This is a genomic window from Photorhabdus sp. RM96S (genome assembly GCF_042879335.1).
Classification (GTDB): domain Bacteria; phylum Pseudomonadota; class Gammaproteobacteria; order Enterobacterales; family Enterobacteriaceae; genus Photorhabdus; species Photorhabdus kayaii.
Map to the genome: position 1 here is coordinate 119,585 of NZ_JBHFKT010000010.1, position 25,439 is coordinate 145,023.

General features: G+C 44.4%; 21 protein-coding genes and 1 pseudogene. 15 read left to right on the top strand and 7 right to left on the bottom strand.

Annotated features, from left to right (window positions below; translation table 11 throughout):
* On the top strand, positions 1 to 2,049 hold the full coding sequence (locus tag ACGF49_RS08520) for a tRNA(Met) cytidine acetyltransferase TmcA (protein ID WP_113041035.1): 2,049 nt from the start codon (positions 1 to 3) through the stop codon (positions 2,047 to 2,049).
* Here ACGF49_RS08520 and ACGF49_RS08525 read toward each other — a convergent pair.
* The 5 genes from ACGF49_RS08525 to ACGF49_RS08545 form a co-directional block, all read right to left on the bottom strand.
* Complete coding sequence (locus tag ACGF49_RS08525; protein ID WP_112877663.1) at positions 2,000 to 2,188, bottom strand: YpfN family protein; 189 nt, start codon at positions 2,186 to 2,188, stop codon at positions 2,000 to 2,002. The two genes, ACGF49_RS08520 and ACGF49_RS08525, sit on opposite strands and share 50 nt — an antisense overlap.
* Complete coding sequence (locus ACGF49_RS08530; protein WP_113041034.1) at positions 2,176 to 2,865, bottom strand: M15 family metallopeptidase; 690 nt, start codon at positions 2,863 to 2,865, stop codon at positions 2,176 to 2,178. Before ACGF49_RS08530 ends, ACGF49_RS08525 begins: the two co-directional genes overlap by 13 nt.
* Positions 2,862 to 3,989 carry a succinyl-diaminopimelate desuccinylase gene (gene dapE, locus ACGF49_RS08535; protein WP_113041033.1) on the bottom strand — a complete coding sequence of 376 codons (1,128 nt, stop codon included), beginning with the start codon at positions 3,987 to 3,989 and terminating at the stop codon, positions 2,862 to 2,864. The genes ACGF49_RS08530 and dapE overlap by 4 nt, the downstream gene beginning before the upstream one ends.
* 1 nt (position 3,990) lies before the next feature.
* The gene (locus tag ACGF49_RS08540; RefSeq protein WP_113041122.1) at positions 3,991 to 4,374 is read right to left on the bottom strand and encodes an ArsC family reductase; all 384 of its coding nucleotides are present in this window, start codon (positions 4,372 to 4,374) and stop codon (positions 3,991 to 3,993) included.
* Positions 4,375 to 4,599: 225 nt separating this feature from the next.
* Positions 4,600 to 5,235: a response regulator gene (locus ACGF49_RS08545; RefSeq protein WP_011146941.1), complete on the bottom strand. Its 636-nt coding sequence runs from the start codon at positions 5,233 to 5,235 to the stop codon at positions 4,600 to 4,602.
* A gap of 734 nt (positions 5,236 to 5,969) precedes the next feature.
* On the opposite strand from ACGF49_RS08545, the gene maeB reads away from it, so the two are divergent.
* The 5 genes from maeB (at position 5,970) to ACGF49_RS08570 (ending at position 15,155) form a co-directional block, all read left to right on the top strand.
* Entirely contained in the window at positions 5,970 to 8,249 is a 2,280-nt protein-coding gene (gene maeB / locus ACGF49_RS08550) for an NADP-dependent oxaloacetate-decarboxylating malate dehydrogenase (protein WP_387490551.1), read from the top strand.
* Positions 8,250 to 8,472: 223 nt separating this feature from the next.
* The gene (locus tag ACGF49_RS08555; RefSeq protein WP_113041031.1) at positions 8,473 to 9,348 is read left to right on the top strand and encodes a ChaN family lipoprotein; all 876 of its coding nucleotides are present in this window, start codon (positions 8,473 to 8,475) and stop codon (positions 9,346 to 9,348) included.
* A gap of 278 nt (positions 9,349 to 9,626) precedes the next feature.
* Positions 9,627 to 10,427 carry an energy transducer TonB gene (locus ACGF49_RS08560; RefSeq protein ID WP_113041030.1) on the top strand — a complete coding sequence of 267 codons (801 nt, stop codon included), beginning with the start codon at positions 9,627 to 9,629 and terminating at the stop codon, positions 10,425 to 10,427.
* Between the two features lie 130 nt (positions 10,428 to 10,557).
* On the top strand, positions 10,558 to 12,615 hold the full coding sequence (locus ACGF49_RS08565) for a S9 family peptidase (protein ID WP_387490570.1): 2,058 nt from the start codon (positions 10,558 to 10,560) through the stop codon (positions 12,613 to 12,615).
* Positions 12,616 to 12,869: 254 nt separating this feature from the next.
* Positions 12,870 to 15,155: a TonB-dependent receptor domain-containing protein gene (locus tag ACGF49_RS08570; RefSeq protein ID WP_387490555.1), complete on the top strand. Its 2,286-nt coding sequence runs from the start codon at positions 12,870 to 12,872 to the stop codon at positions 15,153 to 15,155.
* Positions 15,156 to 15,188: 33 nt separating this feature from the next.
* On the opposite strand, the gene xseA is transcribed toward ACGF49_RS08570, so the two are convergent.
* Positions 15,189 to 16,562, bottom strand: coding sequence for an exodeoxyribonuclease VII large subunit (gene xseA, locus ACGF49_RS08575; protein WP_262978156.1), 1,374 nt, complete (start codon positions 16,560 to 16,562; stop codon positions 15,189 to 15,191).
* 172 nt (positions 16,563 to 16,734) lie between these two features.
* Here xseA and guaB point away from each other — a divergent pair, with 172 nt between their 5' ends.
* The 7 genes and pseudogenes from guaB (at position 16,735) to ACGF49_RS08610 (ending at position 23,747) form a co-directional block, all read left to right on the top strand.
* Positions 16,735 to 18,201 (top strand): IMP dehydrogenase, encoded by a 1,467-nt coding sequence (gene guaB / locus ACGF49_RS08580; RefSeq protein WP_387490558.1) that lies wholly within the window; start codon positions 16,735 to 16,737, stop codon positions 18,199 to 18,201.
* Positions 18,202 to 18,275: 74 nt separating this feature from the next.
* Positions 18,276 to 19,853, top strand: coding sequence for a glutamine-hydrolyzing GMP synthase (gene guaA / locus ACGF49_RS08585; RefSeq protein WP_262978154.1), 1,578 nt, complete (start codon positions 18,276 to 18,278; stop codon positions 19,851 to 19,853).
* 221 nt (positions 19,854 to 20,074) lie between these two features.
* A complete protein-coding gene (locus ACGF49_RS08590; protein ID WP_228957004.1) occupies positions 20,075 to 20,197 on the top strand; it encodes a helix-turn-helix domain-containing protein in 123 nt (40 codons plus the stop codon).
* A 9-nt stretch (positions 20,198 to 20,206) separates the two neighbouring features.
* Complete coding sequence (locus ACGF49_RS08595) at positions 20,207 to 21,955, top strand: Eco57I restriction-modification methylase domain-containing protein (protein ID WP_229015690.1); 1,749 nt, start codon at positions 20,207 to 20,209, stop codon at positions 21,953 to 21,955.
* Positions 21,956 to 22,696 (top strand): PaeR7I family type II restriction endonuclease, encoded by a 741-nt coding sequence (locus ACGF49_RS08600; RefSeq protein WP_113041027.1) that lies wholly within the window; start codon positions 21,956 to 21,958, stop codon positions 22,694 to 22,696.
* A 13-nt stretch (positions 22,697 to 22,709) separates the two neighbouring features.
* The gene (locus tag ACGF49_RS08605; RefSeq protein ID WP_113041026.1) at positions 22,710 to 23,522 is read left to right on the top strand and encodes an abortive infection family protein; all 813 of its coding nucleotides are present in this window, start codon (positions 22,710 to 22,712) and stop codon (positions 23,520 to 23,522) included.
* Positions 23,523 to 23,586: 64 nt separating this feature from the next.
* Positions 23,587 to 23,747, top strand: a pseudogene (locus tag ACGF49_RS08610) (addiction module antidote protein).
* 152 nt (positions 23,748 to 23,899) lie between these two features.
* Here the strand turns inward: ACGF49_RS08610 and ACGF49_RS08615 are convergent.
* The gene (locus ACGF49_RS08615) at positions 23,900 to 24,043 is read right to left on the bottom strand and encodes a hypothetical protein (protein WP_158536478.1); all 144 of its coding nucleotides are present in this window, start codon (positions 24,041 to 24,043) and stop codon (positions 23,900 to 23,902) included.
* 230 nt (positions 24,044 to 24,273) lie between these two features.
* Between ACGF49_RS08615 and ACGF49_RS08620 the strand changes: the two genes are divergently transcribed.
* On the top strand, positions 24,274 to 24,585 hold the full coding sequence (locus ACGF49_RS08620; RefSeq protein ID WP_113041117.1) for a type II toxin-antitoxin system RelE/ParE family toxin: 312 nt from the start codon (positions 24,274 to 24,276) through the stop codon (positions 24,583 to 24,585).
* Between the two features lie 2 nt (positions 24,586 to 24,587).
* Positions 24,588 to 24,878, top strand: coding sequence for a DNA-binding transcriptional regulator (locus ACGF49_RS08625; RefSeq protein ID WP_113041025.1), 291 nt, complete (start codon positions 24,588 to 24,590; stop codon positions 24,876 to 24,878).
* Positions 24,879 to 25,439: the final 561 nt, after the last annotated feature.

The following is a 25,439-nucleotide window of genomic DNA, read 5'->3' on the forward strand; positions in this document are numbered from 1 at the left end:
ATGTTGCCGGAACTGAGTGTGATACAGACGGAAATGCAGCAGCAAGGGTTACGTCGTTTGCTGGTGTTGAGTGGAGATGATCATTGGTGCTATTTACAGGCTAATGAATTACAGCAAAGATTTATGGGTGATTGGTTATGGATCTCTTATCGTAAACAGCACGCTGTGCTGCCAGAAAAGGCGGCCAGTTTATTAGGTCAGGAATATCTGCATGGAATATTTGACGCTACCGCAGGTTTTAATGCGGAAGCACTGGCGATATTGGCAGGCACATTGAAAGCGGGAAGTTGGTTGGTGATGATGGTTCCATCTTGGTACCAATGGCGTTATCAACCAGATAAGGATAGCGCACGTTGGAACGAACAGTTAGATGCTATTCCAACACCGCATTTTGTTCAGCATATTCAGCAGCAAATTGTTAGCGATCCCCAAGTTTTGCTATGGCGGCAACATGATCCCTTATGTATCCCTGAATTTCCACAATATAGTGCGTGGCAACTGCCTGATGGCAACCCAACAGCCAGCCAGCATGCCATTTTGACTCGACTTTTGTGGGCAAATCAGGGGGTATGGGTCATTACTGCGCCAAGAGGGCGAGGTAAATCGACACTTGCAGGTATGTTAATGCAGCAATGGCAAGGAAATTGCTGGTTAACTGCACCAGCAAAAGCGGCAACCGAAGTTATCAGATATTATGCGGGGGAAAGGGGAAAATTCTGGGCCGTAGATAATTTGCTGAAATATTGTAGACAAAATAACGTGTCAGATATTGATTGGTTGCTTATCGATGAAGCCGCTGCTATTCCAATGCCTCAATTATCTGAGTTGATCAGCTATTTTCCCCGAATATTGTTGACCACAACTGTGCAGGGATATGAAGGTACAGGACGCGGATTTTTACTTAAATTTTGTGTTGGAATCCCTGATAGTCATATTCTAAACCTGACGGCTCCTGTGCGTTGGGCGGAAAATGATCCGCTGGAAAACTGGTTGGAAAAAGCGTTACTGTTTGAGGATGCAATTCCTGTCAACAATTCTGATAAGGCTATTAGTTATCACGTTTGTCATCAGCAACAATGGATTAAACAACCTGAATTGCTGAGGCAGTTTTACGGCATATTGACCAGCGCTCACTACAAAACTTCACCTCTGGATTTACGGCGTTTACTTGATGCCAAAGGCATGCAATTTGTTGCGGCTCTTGGAAATAATGCCTTAATGGGGGCTTTGTGGATGGTTGAAGAGGGTGGATTGGCGCTTGAGTTAGCTCATGAAATATGGGCAGGCAGGCGTCGTCCAAGAGGAAATTTGGTTGCTCAATCGTTAGCTGCCCATAGCGGTTTACCACAGGCGGCGGTTTTGAAATCTCAACGGATCAGCAGGGTTGCTGTACAGGCTAATCATCGCAGGCAAGGTATTGCTCAGGGAATGATCGCGTATCAACGGGAAAGGGCAGAAAAACAGGGGGTGGATTTTATTTCTGTTAGCTTTGGTTATACCGCGGAGCTTTGGGCATTATGGCAAAAATGTGGCTTCCAATTAGTGCGAATAGGAACTCATTTAGAAGCCAGCAGCGGTTGTTATACGGCAATGGCTATTTTTCCCCTGAGTGAACAAGGGATTGTGCTGGGGATTCAAGCTCAGCAACAGCTTGCCCGTGATGCACATTGGCTGGAATCGCAGATTGGATTTAGCTTGCCTGTTGATTACCAAACTGACCATCATCTCAATCAGCATGATTGGCAGGAACTGTCAGGTTTTGCATTTGCTCACCGACCATTTTCTGCTTCATTACCGGCCTTGCAACGATTGTTGCTGAACAGTGATTTGCCGTTGATTGCGCTGAGAAATCATCTCCAGCAAGAAATGAGTGTTGAGCAATGCATCACCGTATTGAAGTTGAGTGGATATAAGGCATTAATGCGACTCTGGCGGCAAGAAACCGCACAGGCGTTGTCAAGTTTCGATAAGAAACTTGCCAAAGATTGGCAAGAGTGGACTACGGCTTTTTCTGGGGCCAATCATCTTCATCATCCCACTTGCTATTAAGATCCCGATGAGGAGGCAGTTCCGGTTTATTGTCCAGAAATTTTTTAACATCCAGTCGGCGTAACTCTTTAATTGCATTGAGAAGAACGCCAACCAATAAAACTAAAATAATCCACCAGTAATCAGCTAACCATTGCATGAGGTTGTCTCCTGCGCAACATGGAGGTAATTTTCAAATAGATAAGGTAAGTTAGTCGATAACCAGTCAATGCCGGCGATGTCATGCTGTTGCCATACATCCAGTAACATCTGCTGAGTCAGCAATTTTTCCAATTGCTTGGCTAATGGTTGGTAGCTGATATGCCACGGTTCATCAGCGACACTGCCACGGTTACCGACAAAAGGACGGTAAAAACCGAAATGAGCCATATTCTCGGTCAACCAATGAGTTAACGGTGCGAAATAACCACCATTTTCATATTCCCAAGGTTCGAGTAATAACGTCTGGTTATCCGGTAGCATCGTTGGATCATAGATATCCAAATCTGTTCCCCAATGATGACGGCTGGCACCGGGCAGGGCGGACCAACGAAGAATTGCCTTACAGCGTTCTCCTTCTGATAATTGGGTGATATCCATGGGTTGGCTGTTTTTATCCAACACAGGGCGTTCACCCCGGAATTTTCCATTCCAGATAGCTTGCTGACGTTGAAAATCACGGAACGTGCTGGCCGGTTGCAGATTCATTCCGGCCTTTTCAGCGGCTTGTTGCATGGAAAGAAAAGCATTGGCGGCTTCTGGTTGTAATCGATGATTGCCAAAGAGAGAAATCAAGTGGCCAGTAGCCAGGCCGGTTAACATATTTGCTGTGATCACTGGATTAATTGCTCCATAACACGTTGATAAATCCGGCTGAGTTGTTGCAGATCGGCGGCGCTAACGGACTCATTAACTTTATGAATTGTTGAGTTAAGTGGCCCCAGTTCGACAACTTGAGCACCCATCGGAGCAATAAATCGCCCATCGGATGTACCACCACTGGTAGATAATTCAGGTTGATAGCCGCAATATTGGTCTATTGCCTGGATGACGGCATTGACTAACTCACCTTTGGCTGTTAGGAAAGGCTGACCAGCTAGTATCCACTCAATCGTGTAATTGAGATTGTGATTTTTGAGGATAGTTTCAACCTGTTCACGGATTTGGCTGTCAGTCAGTTCTGTACTGAAACGGAAATTGAATTGAACTTGCACATTCCCAGGGATCACGTTATGACTGCCTGTTCCCGCGTGGATATTGGCAATTTGCATACTGGTCGCCGGGAAAAATTCATTCCCTTTATCCCAATGTGTATTGACCAATGTCTGTAAAGCAGGAAGGAGACGGTGGATTGGGTTATCAGCTAAATGCGGATAGGCAACGTGGCCTTGAATACCGTGAACAGTGAGATTAGCAGTAAGGGAACCTCGACGGCCGTTTTTCACCATATCGCCAAGACGATGCTGGCTAGAAGGTTCACCTATCAGGCAATAATCCAAACGTTCATTGCGGGACATCAAGGCTTCAACCACTTTAATGGTGCCGTGGGTGGCTTTCGCTTCCTCGTCTGAAGTAATAAGAAAGGCCAGACGTCCATTATGGTTGGGATAGGCGGCAACGAAACGTTCAGCCGCGACAATCATGGCAGCTAATGAGCCTTTCATATCTGCCGCACCCCGGCCATATAGCATGCCATTACGGATAGTTGGCTCAAATGGGGGATATTCCCACTGAGATTCATCGCCCGCAGGGACGACATCAGTGTGTCCGGCAAAGGCTAATGTCGGGCCTATGCCGCGATAAGCCCAAAAATTGTTTGTATCGCCAAAGGGCATCCGTTCAATGGTAAAGCCAATTGCTTGCAAATGAGCGATCATAATATTTTGGCAACCTTTATCGTCCGGGCTGATAGAGGGTTGTCTGATGAGTTGTTGTGCAAGTTCAATTACAGGGCAAGTCATTTCAGAGTGCCTCAGCAAAAAATTGCTGATATTCATCCACCTTATAACCTAATAGGCAATCACCTTTCGCAGAAATTAATAGTGGACGTTTGATAATAGCGGGTTGTTCCAACATCAACGCCTTTGCTGCGTCAGCATTATTAATTGTCGTTCGTTGTTGCTCGGTCAGTTTACGCCAGGTTGTACCACGGGTGTTAATTAATGATTCCCAACCCAGTTTGTCAATAAATGACTGCAAAAGTGTTGCGTTGAGTCCATCAACACGATAATCATGAAACAGGTAAGTAATTTCCTGTTCTTCCAGCCAACGACGGGCTTTTTTTATCGTGTCACAATTCTTGATCCCATAGAGAGTAAAAGCGGGTTGAGAAGATTTATCCAATATCATTTAACAGATCCTTAAAAAAATTTAAATACCTAAACATAATGCTGGAAAATGCCTGTTTTATCCAGATGATATCCTGATTTTTATTATCAGAGATACCAAAACAGGAGACTCAATTTTATTGGCCTGTTCTCATAGGGGGTATTTGCTACATAACATTTACTACATAACAGCGATAAGAGCCGACCCTCGGTAATAAGCTCAAGGAGCGGCTCGGAAGAAGTATTAGGCTACTCCATTTTTCCTATGTTGCAAATACATGATTGTTGCAGCCAGGCGGGAACGTACATTCAGTTTTTTTAACAAGTTTCTGATGTGTACTTTCACCGTTTCTTCAGAAATAAATAAGACATCAGCAACTTCCTTATTGGTCATGCCACTGGAAACTTCTTTTAATACATCTAACTCACGTTTAGTCAATTCAGATAAAGGATCAACATGTTTATGACGGTTAGCGAGATGTTGGTATATTTTTTCACTAAATACAGTTTGTCCACGAGCAGCATGGCGAATACTGCTTAATAACGAATCTAAGTCGCTATCTTTAAGCAAGTAGCCATTAGCTCCTGCGTCAATGGCTGCGTAAACATCATTTCGATCATCTGAAACGGATAATACCAGTACATAAGAATTGATCCCTTTTCTACGGATAGATTTAATCGTGTCCACGCCTGAAAGACCATTCATATTGAGATCTATCATAATGACATCAGGTTTCAGCTTGCATGCAATATTTATTGCTTCTTCACCATTGTCAGCTTCCGCTGTTACGGTAAGCGCCCGATCGAGCTCTACAATCTGTTTCAAGCCATGGCGAATGAGAGGGTGGTCATCAACTATCATCACTGAATGGTTATACATTTTCCTTCTCCCTTAAATAAGTAAAGCCACGAAATGCAGACTTTGAATTTGATTAAAAGGCAGTAATTAATGGGTCTGCCCTAAATTAAATTGCTATGAAAAAATTTTATCAAAACCGATTGATTTACAAAGTTGATAGCTCTGTAAGTCCAGAAAGCACATCCTGATATAAAAATATAAATAGCGCAAATTAGTTTGATAAGTAAAAAAAGAAGATGAGTAATTTTCATAAAAAATACATAACTTCACTTCTTTCAATGATGTTAAAAATCAATATGTTAAATGAGTTATTATTAGATTTGTTTTCTTTTATAAAATTTATTTTAATTGAATTTATATTGAGAGTTTTTCCATGTTATAGTTATTAAAGTTACTATAACTTTAATGATATTGTATAAATGATAATGTTTCTTTCTTTATTTTCCTTGATTAAGTCCCCATCCCAATAAGCGTAATTGTTGCAGACCGCTCTTATAAATGAATAGTGAGCACCGCCCAGGTTCGCTCTTTTCTTTATGGCAAAGAGTGGCAAAGAGTGGCAAAGAGTGGCAAATAAAATAGTCCTATTGGGATAGGCGGTAAGTAGTGGTATTAGTGGAGAAATTGGGTAGTGCTTTTTATGAGCAAAAAAGTGTTACTTTATTGATAAGATGCTGTCAGTGTTATGATTTGACACTCAGTACCTATTATACTGCTCCTGCTTTTACTCCAGATTGTATATAAAGGATCCGACGATGGATGAAAAATTAAAACAGAGTGCATTGGATTTTCACCAGTTTCCACAACCAGGGAAAATCACAATTACTCCTACTAAGCCTCTGATAACTCAGCGAGATTTGGCCTTAGCTTATTCACCAGGTGTTGCTGCGCCTTGCCTGGAAATTGCAGAAGATCCATTAGCGGCTTACAAATATACTGCGCGTGGCAATCTTGTGGCAGTGATATCTAATGGTAGTGCGGTCTTAGGATTGGGGAATATTGGTGCATTGGCAGGTAAGCCAGTGATGGAAGGAAAAGGTGTCCTGTTTAAAAAGTTCTCAGGTATTGATGTATTTGATATTGAAGTTGATGAGTCTGATCCTGACAAATTGATTGATATCATCGCGGCACTGGAGCCGACGTTTGGGGGAATTAACCTCGAAGATATCAAAGCACCGGAATGTTTCTATATTGAGAAAAAACTTCGGGAAAAAATGAACATTCCGGTATTCCATGATGACCAGCATGGCACAGCGATAATTTGTACTGCTGCTGTTTTGAATGGCTTGCGGATTATGAAAAAAGAGATTTCAGCGGTTCGCTTAGTCGTTTCTGGTGCTGGAGCTGCCTCAATTGCCTGTATGAACTTGCTGGTTGCGCTTGGGCTGCAACGCAAGAATATTGTGGTATGTGACTCTAAAGGGGTGATTTATCGTGGTCGCGATAAAAATATGGAAGAAACTAAAGCTGCCTATGCGATTGAAAACAATGGCAGCCGCACATTAGGTGATGTTATCCCTGGTGCAGATATTTTCCTCGGATGTTCCGGCCCTGGCGTGTTGACTCAAGACATGGTGAAAACGATGGCTAAAGACCCACTCATCATGGCATTGGCAAACCCTGAACCAGAAATTTTGCCACCATTGGCAAAACAAGTTCGCCCTGATGCAATCATTTGTACTGGTCGTTCTGATTATCCGAATCAGGTTAATAATGTGCTCTGTTTCCCGTTTATTTTCCGTGGTGCGCTGGATGTTGGTGCAACAACCATTAACGAGGAGATGAAGCTCGCCTGTGTTCATGCGATTGCGGATTTAGCGCTGGCGGAACAGAGTGAAGAAGTGGCTTCCGCTTATGATGATCAGGATCTGTTTTTTGGCCCGGAGTATATTATTCCTAAACCATTTGATCCGCGCCTGATTGTGAAAATTGCCCCGGCAGTTGCCAAAGCAGCCATGGATTCCGGCGTAGCAACCCGCCCGATTAAAGACTTTGGCGCGTATATCGAGAAGCTGAATGAGTTTGTCTATAAAACAAATTTGTTTATGAAACCTATTTTTTCTCAGGCTAAGAAAGCGAAAAAGCGTATCGTTTTGGCCGAAGGGGAAGAAGTCCGTGTATTGCATGCGACTCAGGAGCTGATCTCTCTTGAGCTGGCTTACCCGATTCTAATTGGTCGCCCCAGTGTTATCGAAATGCGTATCCAGAAACTGGGATTGCATATTGAAGCGGGTAAAGATTTTGAAGTCGTCAATAATGAGAATGATCCGCGCTTCAAAAAATACTGGCAGGAATATCATCACATTATGAAACGTCGAGGTGTTTCTGCTGAACAAGCTCGTCGTGCCGTTATCGGTAATCCCACCCTGATTGGGGCGATTATGGTACTGCGTGGTGAAGCTGATGGCCTGATTTGTGGTACCGTTGGCAGTTACAGTGAACATTATGATGTCGTGAGAAATGTATTTGGTTTCCGTGATGGGGTTCATACTGCTGGTGCAATGAATGCATTGATGTTGCCAAGTGGTAATACTTTTATTGCGGATACTTATGTCAACAATGATCCAACGCCTGAACAATTGGCCGAGATTACCCTTATGGCGGCAGAGACTGTCCGCCGTTTCGGTATTGAACCCAAAGTTGCGCTGCTTTCTCATTCAAGTTTTGGTTCCACAGATTGCCTCTCAGCACAGAAGATGCGCCAGACGCTGGAATTGGTGAATAAAATGTCACCTTCGCTTGAAATTGATGGTGAAATGCATGGTGATGCCGCATTGGTTGAAAGTATTCGCCGTGACATCATGCCAGATAGCCCATTGAAAGGGGCTGCCAATCTGTTAATTATGCCGAATATGGAATCTGCCCGTATCAGTTATAACTTGCTACGTGTCACCAGTTCTGAAGGCGTTACCGTTGGCCCAGTTCTGATGGGGGTTTCCAAACCGGTACACATTCTGACACCAATTTCTTCTGTACGTCGTATCGTTAATATGGTCGCTCTGGCGGCAGTTGAAGCGCAAACTCATCCGCTGTAATACCCATCGCCCCTGTTTACTGTAGGCAGGGGCGGTTTGTTGTAAACGATTCTTATTATCTATACCCATGGATTTCAAGATGGATCGCGACGGCAAGGGAGTGAATCCCCGGGAGCATAGGTAACGATGTGACCGGGGTGAGCGAGTGCCGCCAACAAAGAGGCAACTTGAAAGATGACGGGTATATATGATGCGCAAAACATGAATATGGATAATGGGCATAATGAAATTTCTCACGACTGTAAAATCTTTTCTGATTATCTGTGGTTTACTGATCTTACCTGGATGTGCATCTGTACAACAAAAACCAGCTCTCCAAGCGCTTTCACCGGAACTGACTCAACAAGGGGCCATTATCGATCTTAAAACAGGTCATGCCCTGACCCCTGATGAATTGATCAATCGGCTGGCATCACATCAACGGGTAGTTGTGGGTGAAAAACATGATAATCCATATCATCATCAGATAGAGCTTTGGTTGGTTCAGCAACTTCCGCTTAAAAGAGAACAGGGTTCAGTCCTGTTAGAGATGATTAATCCTGATCAGCAGCAAAAAGTGAATAAGGTTAAGAGTTGGTTGCAAACTAAGCCTATCGTACGTGAAAGTCGCATAAAAGAGCTTCTCGCATGGCAAGATGGATGGCGGTGGGAGTTGTATGGTGGATTGGTCATGGAGCTTATGTATCAGCCTTATCCGTTGCTGTCTGCAAACTTAGATCGCAGTGAAATTAAAGCGGCTTACAGTAACCCTCCGACCCTCCAGGGGAATATTTCTGTTGCTGAAAATGTTAAAGCGCAGATTAAAGCGGTGATTAAAGATGTTCACGGTGGTGAAATAACGGAACAACAGTTATCTGCCATGACAGCTATTCAGCAAATGCGGGATCGCAGAATGGCGGAGCAGTTACTTAAAGCGCCAGCTCCTGCCACACTGATTGCGGGTGGATATCATGCAACAAAAGTAATAGGTGTTCCTCTGCATGTTAAAGACTTATCGCCCCAAGAGGATCTTGTTGTGTTGATCATCACTGAAAAAAGCAATGTACTGGATAGCCAATATGCTGATTATGTCTGGTATACACCAGTAAAAAAACCGTAGATATTTTAAACAAATATACCCGTTATCTTTCAAGTTGTCTCTTTGTTGGCTGCACTCGCTCACCCCGGTCACATAGTTTGCTATGCTCCCGGGGATTCACTCCTTTGCCGTCGCGATACATCTTGAAATCCATAGGGTATAGTGGTCTTTTCCCCATATATAAGGGGCCTTGGCACAGGGATGTGCTCAAGTTAACGATACAGGGAAAAATAATTTTCATTAGCATATGAAATTAATTATCATTACTAAATGATAATTAAAATTATGCGCTATCATCCATGTTGACGCTGACACACCCGGCCTTTCAAAAGGGGCATTTTAAAAAATGGCTCGTTTCTGCTATTGCTGCTCACCTCATTTTGGTTGGTTGGATTATCTACCAGCCAGAAGAAATTGCTATTGATGAATTGATGCCACCGCCGGCGGTGATGATGGAGCTTTCATTGTTAACAGAAGCGACACATCGGGTACAAAAACAGCCTATCGGTATTGAACAGCAACTTTCTGTTGCCAGCCGGCAGCAGGAAAGCGAGATTAATGAGATTAAGACGCCTGAGCTTATTAAAGATGAACAGGCGCAGATTCTGGTGCATAAACCTAAAAAACAGAAAAAATACCATGAGGAGCTTGAAAAAACACCACCGGTGAAGCGCCAGCAGGTAGAAGAACAAGAGAGTGAAAAATCTCAAAGTAGTGCTGCTATGGTGAGCAGTACGGCTACATCTACGAATGTTACTTCGCGGGTTGCTGCTTCTTATGACAGTGATTCAAAGGCTATCGCTGATGCGGATGCACTATGGCGAGCGGAAGTTATCGGGCATTTGAACCGCTATAAACGCTATCCAGAGGATGCACAGAGAAGAAACCGCACGGGTCGGCCTACAGTCAGATTCACTATTGATAAACAGGGCTATGTTACTAACAGTGACTTAGTTCGTCGTTCAGGAACTCATTCTTTAGACAGGGAAGCGAAGCAAGTTCTGGCAAGAGCGCAACCGTTGCCAGCTCCCCCCGATACCGTTTTAAGCGGTAATGGAATTACGATAGAACTTCCGATTGATTTTAGTTTAACTAATTAATACGTTGAGCGACTTAAGGACAGCAAATATGTTAAGGCAGCAAGCGCGGTTTGCCCTGAAAACTAAAGGGCTGTTATTGATGTTTTTATTGAGCGGCTGGCTGAATCCTGCCACCGCAGAGGAAGAAATTATGCCACCAAAGGCAATGAAACAACCACACCATATAACTACCCACGGTGATACTCGTATAGATGATTATTACTGGATGCGGGATGATAATCGTAAAGATCAAAAAGTCATTGATTATCTGACAGCCGAAAATAAATATACCGAACAGATGCTAAAACCCGGTGAACAGCTACGGGATACGTTATACGAAGAAATGGTTGGCAGGATGAAGCAGGATGATCAATCGGTACCCTATACTTATAATGGGTATATTTATCGGACAACCTATGAAACGGGCAAAGATTTCCCAATTTATCAGCGTAAACCTGTTGATGGCTCATCAGATTGGCAGATACTGGTCGATGGTAATGAAAGGGCTAAAGGGCACGAATATTACCAACTGAGTAATTTTGCCATCTCTCTGGATAATAAACGTATTGCGATTGCTGAAGATACGCAGGGACGCCGTAATTATCAGATCTCTTTTAAAGATATTGCTGATAAACAGTGGAATAACGATGTAATAAAAAATACTTCTGGCAACATGGTTTGGGCTAACGACAACAATACGTTGTTTTATGTGCGCAGGCATTCACAAACGTTACTGCCATATCAGGTACTTCGTCACCAATATGGTAGCAATACCAGCGAAGATCAGAAAATATATCAGGAAGAAGATGAGCGTTTTTATTTAAGCATATCTAAGAGCACTTCCCGCGATTATATTATGTTGGCGATAACCAGTAATTCGACTTCTGAATATTTGCTGATTGATGCCAATAAACCACAATCTGAACTTCAACTATTTTCTCCTCGTCAGGAAGGCAGAGAGTATTATATTGACCATTTCCGCGATCATTTCTACATCCGTTCAAATCATGAAAATGAAACTTATGGTCTTTATCAGACGGATGCCATCAATATACCGTGGAAAATAGTGATTGCTCCACGGCAAGATAGTGATCTTGAAGATTTCGATCTGTTTAATGACTGGTTGGTCGTACAGGAGAGAACAAAAGGATTACCGACAATTCGTCAGATTAATTGGCAGACACAGCAAGAAAAACAGATTAAGTTTGATGATCCAAGTTATATGGCATGGATTGATTACAACCCTGAACCCAATACTGATTTTGTCCGTTATGGTTATTCATCCATGACGACACCAAGCTCAACATTCCAATGGAATATGAGAACAGGTGAGCGGGAATTACTTAAGCAGCAGGAAGTAAAAGGTTTTGATAAACATCATTATGAGAGCCAGCGTATTTGGGTAAAGGCCCGTGATGGTGTTGAAGTTCCGGTATCTCTGGTATATCGTAAATCACTGTTTAAAAAAGGTCATAACCCAATACTGATTTATGGATATGGGGCTTATGGTATCAGCATGGACCCTTCATTTAGTTCACCACGATTGAGTTTATTAGATCGGGGCTTTGTTTACGCCTTGGTGCATGTGCGTGGTGGCGGTGAATTGGGTAAGAAATGGTATCTACAAGGTAAAGTCGAAAATAAAATGAATAGTTTTAATGACTTTATTGATGTGACTAAGGCACTGATTGCTCAGAAATATGGTGACAGTAAACGTGTTTATGCGATGGGAGGGAGTGCGGGTGGTTTGCTAATGGGCGCTGTGATTAATCAGGCACCGGAATTATATCGCGGTGTGGTTGCTCAAGTTCCATTTGTTGATGCCGTGACAACCATGCTTGATCCTTCTATTCCGCTGACCGTAGGAGAATATGAGGAGTGGGGTAATCCTGAAAATAAAGAGGATTATTTCCGGATTAAATCATATAGTCCGTATGACAATATAAAACATCAACGTTATCCAAACTTATTGGTTACGAGTGGGTTTTATGATTCCCAAGTGCAATATTGGGAACCTACTAAATGGGTAGCAAAATTACGGGATATGAAGGAAGATAACTCTATTTTGTTATTAGAAACCAATATGAGTGCCGGGCATGGTGGTAAATCGGGCCGATTTAATCGATTAAAAGATACTGCACTGGATTACAGTTTTATTTTGATGCTGGATGATGCTAAAAAGTATTTTCCGCAATTAAAAGATAACTGAAGTAAATTATAAATAGTATACCCTATAGATTTCAAGATGCACCGCGACGGCAAGGGAGAGAATCCCCGGGAGCATAGGTAACTATGTGACCGGGGTGAGCGAATGCAGCCAACAAAGAGGCAACTTGAAAGATGACGGATATATAAGTTTGTTATTTAAAGCACTGATAAATCATTATCAGTGCTAAACATTTTTATTTTCTAAAAACGGGCATGTGAGCAAATATTGATTTGTATGCATTTGGGATGATTGAAATGAAAATAATGACAAAGATAGCAGGGGCTGGTGTGGTTTTCATTGGGCTTCAAGGGCTTGCTTATGGCGAGGAAAAGCAAGAGAGAAAATCAGATAAGGTGATGAAATTCAGTAGCCTTAAGGTTTCTGGTTCACAGGATGATGCGGAAGTGAGGGCAATGGAAAGGCCCGGTTCATACAGTTCTAAAGGAGAAGATACAAAACTTCAATCAACGGATAGCATATTACGCAGTATGCCAGGGACCTATACGCAAATAGATCCGGGGCAGGGAACCGTGAGTGTGAATATTCGTGGATTAAGTGGATTTGGACGAGTAAATATGATGGTTGATGGTGTTAGCCAGAGTTTTTATGGTACATCTCCGACGAGTCCAGCTCACGGTACTACTTATAACCAATTCGGTACAATCATTGATCCCAATTTTATTGTAGGAGTTGATGTCAATCGTGGTCAATCTGATGGCTCAGCGAGTGTTAATGCATTAGCGGGTAGCGCTAATTTTCGCACAATTGGTGTAGATGATGTGATATTCGCAGGGAATTCATTGGGAGTACGTACAAAAACAGCGTATGGAAATAATGGTATTGGCTATAACGGTATGATAGCGGTTGCAGGTAAAACACCCGCTTTCAGTTCTGAAGGTTCAATAGGTGCTATGCTGGCTGTCAGCGGGCATTCAATTGATGCACATTATAAGAATGGCGACGGAGTATTAAGCGATGAGTTTGTTACAGATAAATCGTTTAAGCAAAAACCTAATTCTCAATTAATGAAAATAAAAATTGAACCAAATGAATTTCATAATATGGAGCTAAGTGGCCGTAATTATCACAATAAATTTACTCGCCGTCATATTGATAGTCGGGATATTTATTTAAAATACAATTACACTCCATTTAGTGAATGGGTTGATATAAAATTATTGGTTAGCACCAGTGAGAGTAGTCAACGTTATGAAGGTGATTCACTTTTTAAGTTGCTAAATAGTAATGCAAAAAATAAATCAGATGCAATAGATATCAGTAATATTAGTCGCTTCGACTATGGTGATACAAATTTTGAGTTAACATTTGGCAGTAAGCTAATGGAAACAGAATATAGCAGGACAACAAATAGTGTTTATTCTGGTCAAGGTAAAGATGAAAAAGAAAAGGAAAAATATAAAAAGAAAGATAGTGAAGTAAAAGAAAATAATGTTTTCTCGCCAAGTGGAAAACAAGATATTGCCAGTATTTATGGTGGATTGAAAATAGGCCGTGGAATTTATCAGGCAGATATTACGTTTAATTATATGGACTACAGTGTTAAAGGCTATAAACCGGCTTGTGATCTGCGGATTCCTTGTTTTCCCCAGGGAGCAACTGAATTGGATTTAAAAGAACATGGGTTTAATCCAGGTATTTTACTATCAGCAGAAATTATTCCTGAGTTCCAACCATTCGTCAGTTATGCCCGTTCAATGAGAGCACCAAATATTCAGGAGACTTTCTATAGTAATGAAGGTGGTGGGTCCATGAACCCATTTCTGAAAGGAGAGTCATCAGACACTTATCAAATTGGCTTTAACAGTTTCCGCCCAGATTTAATTGTCAAGGGAGATACTTTCCGTTTGAAGGCAGCCTGGTATCATACTAAGATAAAGAATTACATCAGTAGTGATTTATATGCTCTGTGTAAAGATGGTAGGGTATGCCAATCTTCGAAATTATCAGAAGAAGATTGGAAGCATGTTGACGCAAATTTCGGTATACATATTTATAGCAATAGCATAACTCCGGTAAGAATGCGCGGTTATGAAGTCTCTGCTGATTATGATGCCGGTGTATTTTATAGCAAATTGGCTTATAGTCGACAAAAAACAAGCCAACCGACTTCTATTTCTACATCGATTTTTGGGGCAGATCCTGTATCACAATTACCTGAAAGTTTTATGACTTTGGATACAGGGGTTCGCTTATTAGGCGAAAAACTTCGTATTGGAGCGATAGTTAAATATACCGGTAATTCCTATAAGCTAGATTCAGATCCTTATAATCAGGATAGTGATGGGCGAACGGTGATGGAAAAGGAGAAAAAAATTCCAACAGTGGTCGATTTTTACAGTGATTATAAAATAAATAAAAATGTGCTACTTAAATTCTTGGTACAGAATTTGACAAACAAAAACTATTCTGAAGCACTTAATCGTATGAATAATACGGCTGCATTAATGAATGAATCCATTTCTGCTAATCAAACCGCTCGGGGCCGGACCTATATTGCCGGTGCAGAAATCCGTTTCTGACTTGTAGGAGAAATAAGTGGCAAAGGAAGGCCACTATTTCAGATTTGCAGATCGTTTTTTCCGTTCTTTCTTGATTTTCAACACCTCACTTTCAATCCAGCCATCTTGTAAACGGGTATTCAGGACATCACCAACACGTACCTGTTTGGTTTGTTTTAGTAATTTTCCATCCGATGTTTGACTAATGTTATAACCACGAGCCAGTGTTGCCAAAGGGCTAACGGCTTCCATCCGTGAACAGGAAATGGCAAATTTTTCTCTGGAACGGCTGATTTGCCTTTCAATCGCTTGTCTTAACCGAAAATCTTGTTGCTGAATCTGTTGGCTATACTGGTGGATTTGCGAGTTAGGTTCCACGTACCAGAGCCGTTGCTGTAATTTCTCATAAGCCAGGCTGCTTTGCTTTAAGTGTCGTTGCAAGCTGTCAGTGAGTCGCTGGCGTAAATTGACCAGTAAGTTTTGCTGACGCGCTAGTCGTAAATGAGGGTGTTGTTGCTGTAAACGATGAGATAATAGACTGAAAACACGTTGTTTCTGGGCAAAGAAATAATCCATTGCCATTTCCAATCGCTGTTGTTGCGACTGAATTTGACGTAATAATTCGAGCTGATTACGGCTAACTAACTCAGCAGCCGCTGATGGCGTTGGGGCGCGTAAATCTGCTACAAAATCAGCAATGGTGACATCTGTTTCATGACCGACCGCACTGACTATCGGAATATCACTGTGAAAAATGGCTCTGGCGACACGTTCATCGTTGAAACTCCATAAGTCTTCCAGCGAGCCACCACCGCGCCCAACAATCAATACATCACACTCACGACGCTCATTAGCTAATTCAATAGCCCGGATAATCTGTAATGGTGCTTCTGCGCCCTGAACCGCTGTTGGATAAATGATGATGGGTAATGATGGGTCACGACGCTTTAAAATATTCAAAATATCATGCAGGGCTGCGCCGCTGGTTGAAGTAATGACACCAAGCTGTTGAGCAGGGGATGGCAGGGGCTTCTTGTGGCTTTGGTCAAATAATCCTTCGGCATCAAGTTGTTGTTTCAATAATTCAAACTGTTGCTGTAACAGGCCATCACCGGCGGGTTGCATATTTTCAACAATAAGCTGGTAATCTCCTCTTGGTTCATAAAGCGTGATTGTCGCGCGAACCAAAACTTGCTGACCATTTTGTGGCTTGAATGTTACCCGTTGATTGCTACTGCGAAACATTGCCGCCCGCACTTGGGCACGCTCATCTTTCAGCGTGAAATACCAGTGCCCGGAGGAGGGGTGAGAAAAATTGGATATCTCAGCGCTTAGCCAAATTCTGCCCATTTCCATTTCGAGCAGTTGTCGAACCGTCTGATTAAGACGACTGACAGAAAAAATTCCAGTATTAAAAAGTAGTGACATGTGAGAAAGATCAAATTTCAAAACAATAACTTAATATGCTGATACTAACGTTCATCATGAAGTAAGCAAGAAATTTTTTAATAAAATGCTGGAGGCAACCGATTACGTTCTGTATAATGCCACGGCAATATTTTATCCCTTAAATTTTCAGCAGCTTGGTGAGATATTGCTTATGTTACGAATTAAAAAAGAAGCTTTAACCTTTGATGATGTTCTGTTAGTTCCTGCCCACTCTACTGTTTTACCTAACACTGCTGACCTGTCTACTCAACTGACTTCCTCCATTCGTTTGAAAGTTCCTATGTTGTCTGCCGCTATGGATACCGTCACCGAATCTGGTTTGGCTATTGCGTTGGCTCAGGAAGGTGGAATGGGTTTTATCCATAAAAATATGTCCATTGAGCGTCAGGCAGAAGAAGTTAGTCGAGTCAAAAAACATGAGAGTGGGGTAGTGACAGATCCAGTCACTGTGGCACCTAAAACAACGCTGCGTGAAGTTAAGGAATTGACAGAACGTAATGGTTTTGCGGGTTATCCGGTTGTCACTGAAGGAAATGAGTTGGTTGGTATTATTACTGGCCGTGATGTACGTTTCGTTACCGATTTGGATCAGCCTGTTACTGCGGTAATGACGCCTAAAGAGCGTCTGGTGACAGTAAAAGAAGGTGAAGCCCGTGAAGTTGTGTTGCAGAAAATGCACGAAAAACGTGTCGAAAAAGCGCTGGTAGTTGATGAAAACTTTCATCTACTTGGCATGATCACGGTTAAAGATTTTCAGAAAGCAGAACGTAAACCGAACGCCTGTAAGGATGAACGTGGTCGTTTACGTGTTGGTGCCGCGGTTGGTGCCGGTGCTGGCAATGAAACGCGTATTGATGCATTGGTTGCCGCCGGTATTGATGTTCTGCTTATTGATTCCTCGCATGGTCATTCTGAAGGGGTACTGCAACGTATCCGTGAAACCCGTGCTAAATACCCAAATCTACAAATTATTGGTGGTAACGTGGCGACTGGGGAAGGCGCAAAAGCGCTGGTAGAGGCTGGCGTCAATGCGGTTAAAGTCGGTATTGGTCCCGGTTCTATCTGTACTACCCGTATTGTTACCGGTGTAGGGGTACCACAAATTACGGCTATCTCTGATGCTGTTGAAGCGTTGGAAGGCACCGGTATTCCAGTTATTGCTGATGGTGGTATTCGTTTCTCTGGCGATATTGCTAAAGCCATCGCCGCAGGAGCGTCATGTGTTATGGTGGGTTCTATGCTGGCAGGGACAGAAGAATCACCAGGCGAAATTGAGCTCTACCAAGGACGTTCATTTAAATCTTATCGCGGCATGGGATCATTGGGGGCGATGTCCAAAGGTTCTTCTGATCGATATTTCCAAACTGATAATGCCGCGGACAAACTGGTACCGGAAGGTATTGAAGGCCGTGTTGCCTATAAAGGTTTGCTGAAAAACATTGTCCATCAGCAAATGGGAGGCTTGCGTTCCTGTATGGGGCTGACCGGCTGTGCAACTATTGATGAATTGAGAACCAAAGCAGAATTTGTTCGCATTAGTAATGCCGGTATTCAGGAAAGCCATGTTCACGATGTCACCATTATCAAAGAGTCTCCAAACTACTGGTTAGGTTCGTAATCCATATTTATTGTGGCCCATATAAGGGCCACTTATCTTTTATTTGTTACTTGTTTTTTTGGAATTCACCGCACATGACAACTAATATCCATCAACACCGCATTCTTATCCTTGATTTTGGTTCGCAATATACTCAATTGATTGCTCGCCGTATCCGTGAAATCGGGGTTTATTGTGAACTTTGGGCATGGGATGTCACTGAAGAGCAAATCCGCGAATTCAACCCAAGCGGTATTATTCTTTCCGGTGGCCCGGAAAGTACCACAGCACAAGAAAGTCCACGTGCACCTGAATATGTTTTTAACGCTGGCGTTCCGGTTCTGGGCGTTTGCTATGGCATGCAAACGATGTCAGTACAGTTTGGTGGTAAGGTAGAAGATTCTACTGAGCGTGAATTTGGTTATGCCCAGGTTGAAATTAAAGCGGAGAGTGCATTATTCCGTGGGATTCAAGATTCATTAAATGAGCAAGGTAAACCATTATTGGATGTATGGATGAGTCACGGTGATAAAGTTACTGCAATTCCCGAGGACTTTGTCACTATCGCCAGCACTGATACCTGTCCATTTGCCATCATTGCAAATGAAGAAAAACGTTTTTATGGCGTGCAATTCCACCCGGAAGTCACCCATACCCATCAGGGGCAGCGTATATTGGAACGTTTTGTACTGGATATCTGCCAATGTGAAGCGCTGTGGACGCCTGCTTCTATTATCGAAGATACCGTTGTACGCCTGCGTGAACAGGTTGGTGAGGATCACGTTATTTTGGGGCTGTCCGGTGGTGTTGATTCCTCTGTCACCGCATTGTTACTGCATCGCGCAATTGGTAACCGTCTGACCTGTGTATTTGTTGATAATGGTTTACTGCGTTTGAATGAAGCTGAGCAGGTGATGGAAATGTTTGCCGGTAAATTTGGGCTGAATATTATTCATGTCCCAGCAGAAGACCGCTTCCTGACTGCACTGGCTGGCATCAATGATCCGGAAGAGAAACGCAAAACAATTGGTCGTGTATTTGTTGAAGTCTTTGATGAAGAGGCGAGCAAACAGGCTCAGGTTAAATGGCTGGCACAGGGCACTATATATCCAGACGTCATCGAATCAGCGGCATCTGCGACAGGCAAAGCACACGTTATCAAATCTCATCATAACGTAGGTGGTTTGCCGGAAGAGATGAAATTGGGTTTGGTGGAACCGCTAAAAGAGCTGTTTAAAGATGAAGTGCGTAAGATTGGTTTAGAATTGGGATTGCCTTATGACATGTTGAACCGTCATCCATTCCCAGGCCCAGGTTTGGGTGTTCGTGTGTTGGGTGAAGTGAAGAAAGAGTACTGCGATTTGCTACGTTGTGCAGATGCTATTTTCATCGAAGAGCTGCACAAAGCTGATTTGTACAATAAAGTCAGTCAGGCGTTTACCGTATTCTTGCCAGTTCGCTCCGTGGGTGTGATGGGGGATGGTCGTAAATATGACTGGGTTGTTTCGTTGCGAGCAGTAGAAACGATTGATTTTATGACCGCACATTGGGCGCATTTACCCTACGATTTCCTGGGACGAGTTTCTAACCGGATCATCAATGAAGTCAATGGGATATCAAGAGTTGTCTATGATGTCAGCGGCAAACCACCTGCGACTATTGAGTGGGAATGATCCCGAATCCGGCATAGACTGGCACTAAAGTGTTGTGGCGGCTGGATCGACTCGGGCGTAGCCTCGCCGATCTGATGCAGATCGTGGCTGACCTTGAGCAGCGCAGCGGGCAGATTGGTTTTCCATGTGTTCGCGGCACTGGCCGAGTTCGAGCGTGGCTTAATCCGGGAGCGGACGCAGGCCGGGCCTGTGGCTGCAAACCGAAGCTGGACGACCAGCAGGTGCGCGAGATCAAAGCCCTGTTGCGCGATCCCGATATTCAGGTGGCCGAGGTGGCCCGCCGTTATGGCGTGTCCCGAACCACACTTTACAAGCATGTCGGCGTCATCACGCCGCGCCAATGAGGATTTGGGATGACCCAACAACTAGACGCCGCAAACAGCGTGCGCAGCAAGGTTACTCCTAGAGCTGTTGCAGTGCCTGTATGTCCCGTCACGGCAGCGACTGAAGCTTTGGCGACAGAGGGCGGGCTCGAAGCCCGAGGGGCCATTTTCACGCGCTTTGAGGTGGTGGATTTCATTCTCGACTTGGTTGGTTACACAGAGGATCAACCGCTTCACGAAAAGCGGCTTTTGGAGCCGTCATTTGGTGGTGGCGACTTTCTGTTGCCGATCATTGAGCGGCTACTGAGTGCATGGCGGGCAGCAAGGCCGAGCGGTTCCGCGCTCGACGAACTAACCGATGCAATCCGGGCGGTGGAACTGCACCACGAGACCTTTAAGAGCACCAAAGCTGCCGTTGTCGCACTGCTCAGGCGGCAAGGGATCGCTGCGAATGCTGCGGTCACGTTGGCTAGTTACTGGCTGTCGCAAGGCGATTTCCTGCTGGCACCGCTGGAGGGGCAATTTGATTTTGTGGTTGGCAACCCACCCTATGTTCGTCAGGAGTTGATTCCGGCACCGCTGCTTGCAGAATATCGTAGTCGTTACCTGACGATGTATGACCGGGCAGATATCTACATTCCCTTCATTGAGCGGTCTCTGTCGGTTTTGTCGGATGGTGGCAGCCTAGGCTTCATCTGCGCTGATCGCTGGATGAAAAACCGCTATGGCGGGCCACTGCGCAGCCTCGTAGCCGAGCGGTTCCACCTGAAAGTCTATGTCGACATGGTGGATACACCTGCCTTCCACTCCGATGTGATTGCCTACCCAGCAATCACTATCATCAGCCGTGAAGTGCCGAGGCCAACGCGCATCGCTTACCGCCCGGCTATTGACCGTGCGACGCTGACCGCATTGGCAGGTTTGCTCAAAGCACCCTCGCTGCCGAAGGAAGTCGGCCCGGCGCGTGAACTTGCCCAAGTGACCAACGGTTCGGAGCCGTGGTTGCTGGAGTCATTCGACCAGATGGCGGTTATTCGCCGTTTGGAGGGGGACTTTCCCCTGCTGGAAGAGGCCGGGTGTAAGGTCGGGATCGGTGTTGCGACTGGCGCGGACAAAGCGTTTATCGGGGATTTCGACGTGCTCAATGTTGAGCCAGACCGGAAGGTGCCGCTGGTAACAACCAAAGACATCATGACCGGCGAAGTGGAGTGGCGGGGTCTGGGTGTTATCAACCCCTTTGCTGAGCAGGGCGGACTGGTCGATCTTGACGAATATCCCCGTCTGCGGCGCTACCTTGAGGCTCGACGAGAGGTGATCGCTGGGCGTCACTGTGCGCAGAAAGCTCCGGCCAACTGGTATCGCACAATTGACCGCATCACGCCGTCGTTGGCTGCGAGGCCAAAGCTCCTGATTCCAGATATCAAGGGACAGGCGCATATCGTCTATGAAGATGGTGAACTGTATCCTCATCACAACCTCTACTACGTCACGTCAGACGACTGGGATTTACGGGCCTTGCAGGCTGTCCTGCTATCCGCTGTCACTCGTCTGTTTGTGGCGACCTATTCAACGAAAATGCGGGGTGGATTCCTACGCTTCCAAGCGCAGTACCTGCGCCGCATTCGCATTCCGCTCTGGGCTGAAGTGCCAGAACCGCTGCGCCGTGAGTTAGCCGAGGCTGCTATCAAACGGGACTTGCAAGCTTGCAACCGGGCTGTGTTCAGGCTCTACGACCTAAGCCAAGAAGAACGATCTGCCCTCGGGGGAAATGGAGAATAAATGGCGCTCGATCTCGTCGACTACGAACAGAAAGCCCGCGAAGCCGTGAAGGAGTTTTGGGGCAACCGCGAAGCAGCAAGACAAAAACAAATAGAGTCGGGCAAGGCCGACCAAGGTGAACGTGCAGGAGTCACCGCTGGCAAGAACATGGACGGGTTCTTGGCTTTGGTGCTCGACATCATCAAGGCCAATGGGCTAGCCCATGCTGAGATTCACCAGAACCGGGCGATGCTGACCCTGCCCGGATATTTTCGTCCGACTAAACTGTGGGATCTTTTGGTGCTCTACAAGGGACAATTGATCGCAGCCATCGAACTGAAAAGCCAAGTAGGCCCCTCGTTCGGAAACAACTTCAATAATCGAACTGAGGAAGCAATCGGGATGGCTCATGATTTATGGACAGCCTTCCGTGAAGAAGCTTTCGGCAAGCAACCGCGTCCATTTGTAGGGTGGATGATGATGGTTGAGGATGCGCCGGAGTCTCGTAAATCCGTCCGCGACTCGTCGCCACACTTTCCTGTGTTCGAGGAATTCAAGGGTGCGTCATATCTCAAGCGGTATGACCTGCTGTGTCAGCGACTGGTGCAGGAGCAGCTTTACACTACCGCTGCCGTCATCGCGGCGGAGCGCAGCGCGGTGAATACCGGCGATTTCGCGGAACTGTCCTCGATGACCAGCCTCAAGACGTTCGTGGCAGCTTTGGCAGGCCACGTTGCGGCAGAAGCGGCACGGTTGGGCTGAGATAGGAGCACCTATGTCCGATCTTAGCGGGAGTGAACGTCGGAAACTGGAAAGGCTGCTCGGAATGAGCGGCGGGTACGTCCTCAATTTTTCAGACCGAACCTTCGGCGACTTCTTCGTCGAATACCGGGTGGAAATTGATGCCGAACGCTACCGAGTGCGCGGCACGTCGAAGGCTAACCGTATGCGCACCTTCTGGGAGTTGGAGGCGAACTATGTGGTGGGTCGAGTTATCGGCGGTTTGGTCGACTACGCCAGCGAAGGGCAGTGCTTTGGTGACAGCAACCCAGTGCTGATTGACGACTGCCGAAAGATCGCTCAACGGCTTCTCAGTGACCAGCCGGTAGTTGAGCTAGATGCGCTGATAGCCATCGCGGATGAACGAGATTTCGAGGTGGCGGCGGAGCACGTTCGCGAAGCTATCGAGAAAAATCAACCTGAGGGCGGGTTAGATCGGCTTCATACGTTCGTCAACAAGTTCATCCGTGTGACATGTGCGCCTCACGGCATCACGATCACCCGTGACAAGCCGTTGCATAGTGTCTTTGGCGAGTATGTGAAGGCGTTACGTGATGGAGGTCATCTTGAGTCAGTGATGACCGAGCGTATCTTAAAGTCCAGCATCTCGGTGCTTGAAGCCTTTAACGATGTGCGGAACAACAAGAGCTTAGCTCACGACAACCCAATCCTGAATTATGAGGAAAGCCTGTTGATCTTCAATCACGTTGCGGCCTCGGTTCGGTTTATTAAGTCGCTAGAGGCGAGGATAAAAGCTAAAGTGACACAGGAGAAACACGGTGGTTGGGACGAAAGTATCCTTTTCTAGCCGCGATGGCATCGCACGGAACTTGGCTACCAAACCGTGCACTTTGAAAGGAGGGTGGCACCAAATGAAAGATAGATCGCATGATGAGGTCATGGCCGAGCACTTCCGCGCTGATCGACTTATGCAGCGGAGCTGCTTGCCGAAGTCCGTCGCGACGGTGACCCGGCCGAACTGGCCATTCTGTTGCGGCAGATGGCCACGGCCTCGGAGCAGGATGCGAGGTAAGATGCAACCGATGTAGGGCGCAAATTAACCCCTTGATTAGAACGTGGTATTTTTCATGATCTTGTGAGTTCCTGTTGTTGCAATGTGCTGATTTATATGTGTTTTTATTTGTGATATGCACTGTGGATGTTCACTTTAGGTTGTTGTTAAGACTAGGTTTTTTCAGCTTTATTTTGCCCAGAATCTGGACTGGGTTTAATGACAACAAATGGGCTATGTGCACAAATTCCACGACATCTATACCCGTCATCTTTCAAGTTGCCTCTTTGTTGGCTGCACTCACTTCCCCCGGTCACATAGTTAGCTATGCTCCCGAGGATTCGCTCCCTTGCTGTCGCGATGTATCTTGAAATCCATAGGGTATAATCAGCATTGTTTTTTTAGTTGCTCATTCTAACCCTAAGCAAAGGATGGTAAAAAACACCTATTATTAAAGGGGTTTATATCAACAGACATTTATGCGTCATTGACTTACTGTGTGATGGGGCATATGATGACTTCACATACACTTATGACGCACTTAAATATGATATTCATTGAAACTGATATTTTCACTGAGGACTGTAAAGAGTTATTAAGTGGCGATGAATATCGTGAGTTTCAGCAATATCTTGCAGCTAATCCCATAGCTGGAGATGTTATCCAGCGTACTGGCGGGTTGCGTAAAGTCAGGTGGGTCTCTCGTGGTAAGGGAAAGCGTGGTGGTGTACGTATTATTTATTATTACAAGGTGGATGTTTCACATATCCAATTGTTGTTGATTTATAAAAAAGGCACAAAAGACGATCTGAGTGAATCAGAGAAGAAAATCCTGAGAGACTTAAATGAGAGGTGGTAGAGATGGATAGTAAATTATTTGCCAGGCTGACTGAAAGTATGACACAGATGAATGAGATTATTAATAGTGAGCGTGTGCCCTCTCGTGAAATTAATGTTGAGGCGATAAAAGTAAAGAATATTCGCCAAGCGACAGGCTTAAGTCAAACTGGTTTTGCTAAGTTGATTTCCGTTAATGTTGGGACTTTACGCAATTGGGAGCAAGGAAGACGTGAACCAACCGGGCCAGCAAAAGCATTGCTGAAAGCAATAGAAAAAGATCCTATTCATGTTTTAAAAGCGTTGTCTATGTAAATTAATTATTCGTAAGGTATCAAACCTCGTCTCAAGCGGGGTTTTTTCATATCTAGCCGCTTAACTGTGGTTCTTTTATTTTTAACCAATCTGCTCCGACAGTTTTTTTTATAAGTGAAACATGGCAATAAAAGAATTTAAGTGGTGAACTTAGGTACAGGATGTTTGTATTGGGCATAATATCGAATTTCGGTGAAATTGATCTTAATTTATTAAAATATTGTATGAAAATATTCATTATATTTCCTATGTTGTTAGTTATTTCTATTAGTTAAATGATTTATTAACAATGATATTTTATTGGATTTTGATTGAAGAATCATACCTGATAAATAGATTTATGCTATAGAAATATTGCGAGACTCTTCAAAAAAAGGAATGAAAATAATGGAATATAATTTCATTCAAGATAATGATTAATCGTTTATACCGAATGAACTTCAAGATGCTCAGGGCTAACGCATCAAAGCTCATTATATAAACAAACTCAAGGATTCGAATAAATAATCATCATTTAAACAACAGAGCCTGCGTTTATTTTCCATGCTTAACTTACGGGAT

Coding starts and splice junctions, on each gene's coding strand:
- ACGF49_RS08520 (WP_113041035.1), top strand. CDS start 1: ATGTTGCCGGAACTGAGTGTGATACAGACGGAAATGCAGCAGCAAGGG.
- ACGF49_RS08525 (WP_112877663.1), bottom strand. CDS start 2,188: ATGCAATGGTTAGCTGATTACTGGTGGATTATTTTAGTTTTATTGGTT.
- dapE (WP_113041033.1), bottom strand. CDS start 3,989: ATGACTTGCCCTGTAATTGAACTTGCACAACAACTCATCAGACAACCC.
- ACGF49_RS08545 (WP_011146941.1), bottom strand. CDS start 5,235: ATGTATAACCATTCAGTGATGATAGTTGATGACCACCCTCTCATTCGC.
- maeB (WP_387490551.1), top strand. CDS start 5,970: ATGGATGAAAAATTAAAACAGAGTGCATTGGATTTTCACCAGTTTCCA.
- ACGF49_RS08555 (WP_113041031.1), top strand. CDS start 8,473: ATGAAATTTCTCACGACTGTAAAATCTTTTCTGATTATCTGTGGTTTA.
- ACGF49_RS08560 (WP_113041030.1), top strand. CDS start 9,627: ATGTTGACGCTGACACACCCGGCCTTTCAAAAGGGGCATTTTAAAAAA.
- ACGF49_RS08565 (WP_387490570.1), top strand. CDS start 10,558: ATGCCACCAAAGGCAATGAAACAACCACACCATATAACTACCCACGGT.
- ACGF49_RS08570 (WP_387490555.1), top strand. CDS start 12,870: ATGAAAATAATGACAAAGATAGCAGGGGCTGGTGTGGTTTTCATTGGG.
- xseA (WP_262978156.1), bottom strand. CDS start 16,562: ATGTCACTACTTTTTAATACTGGAATTTTTTCTGTCAGTCGTCTTAAT.
- guaB (WP_387490558.1), top strand. CDS start 16,735: ATGTTACGAATTAAAAAAGAAGCTTTAACCTTTGATGATGTTCTGTTA.
- guaA (WP_262978154.1), top strand. CDS start 18,276: ATGACAACTAATATCCATCAACACCGCATTCTTATCCTTGATTTTGGT.
- ACGF49_RS08595 (WP_229015690.1), top strand. CDS start 20,207: ATGACCCAACAACTAGACGCCGCAAACAGCGTGCGCAGCAAGGTTACT.
- ACGF49_RS08600 (WP_113041027.1), top strand. CDS start 21,956: ATGGCGCTCGATCTCGTCGACTACGAACAGAAAGCCCGCGAAGCCGTG.
- ACGF49_RS08605 (WP_113041026.1), top strand. CDS start 22,710: ATGTCCGATCTTAGCGGGAGTGAACGTCGGAAACTGGAAAGGCTGCTC.
- ACGF49_RS08620 (WP_113041117.1), top strand. CDS start 24,274: ATGATATTCATTGAAACTGATATTTTCACTGAGGACTGTAAAGAGTTA.
- ACGF49_RS08625 (WP_113041025.1), top strand. CDS start 24,588: ATGGATAGTAAATTATTTGCCAGGCTGACTGAAAGTATGACACAGATG.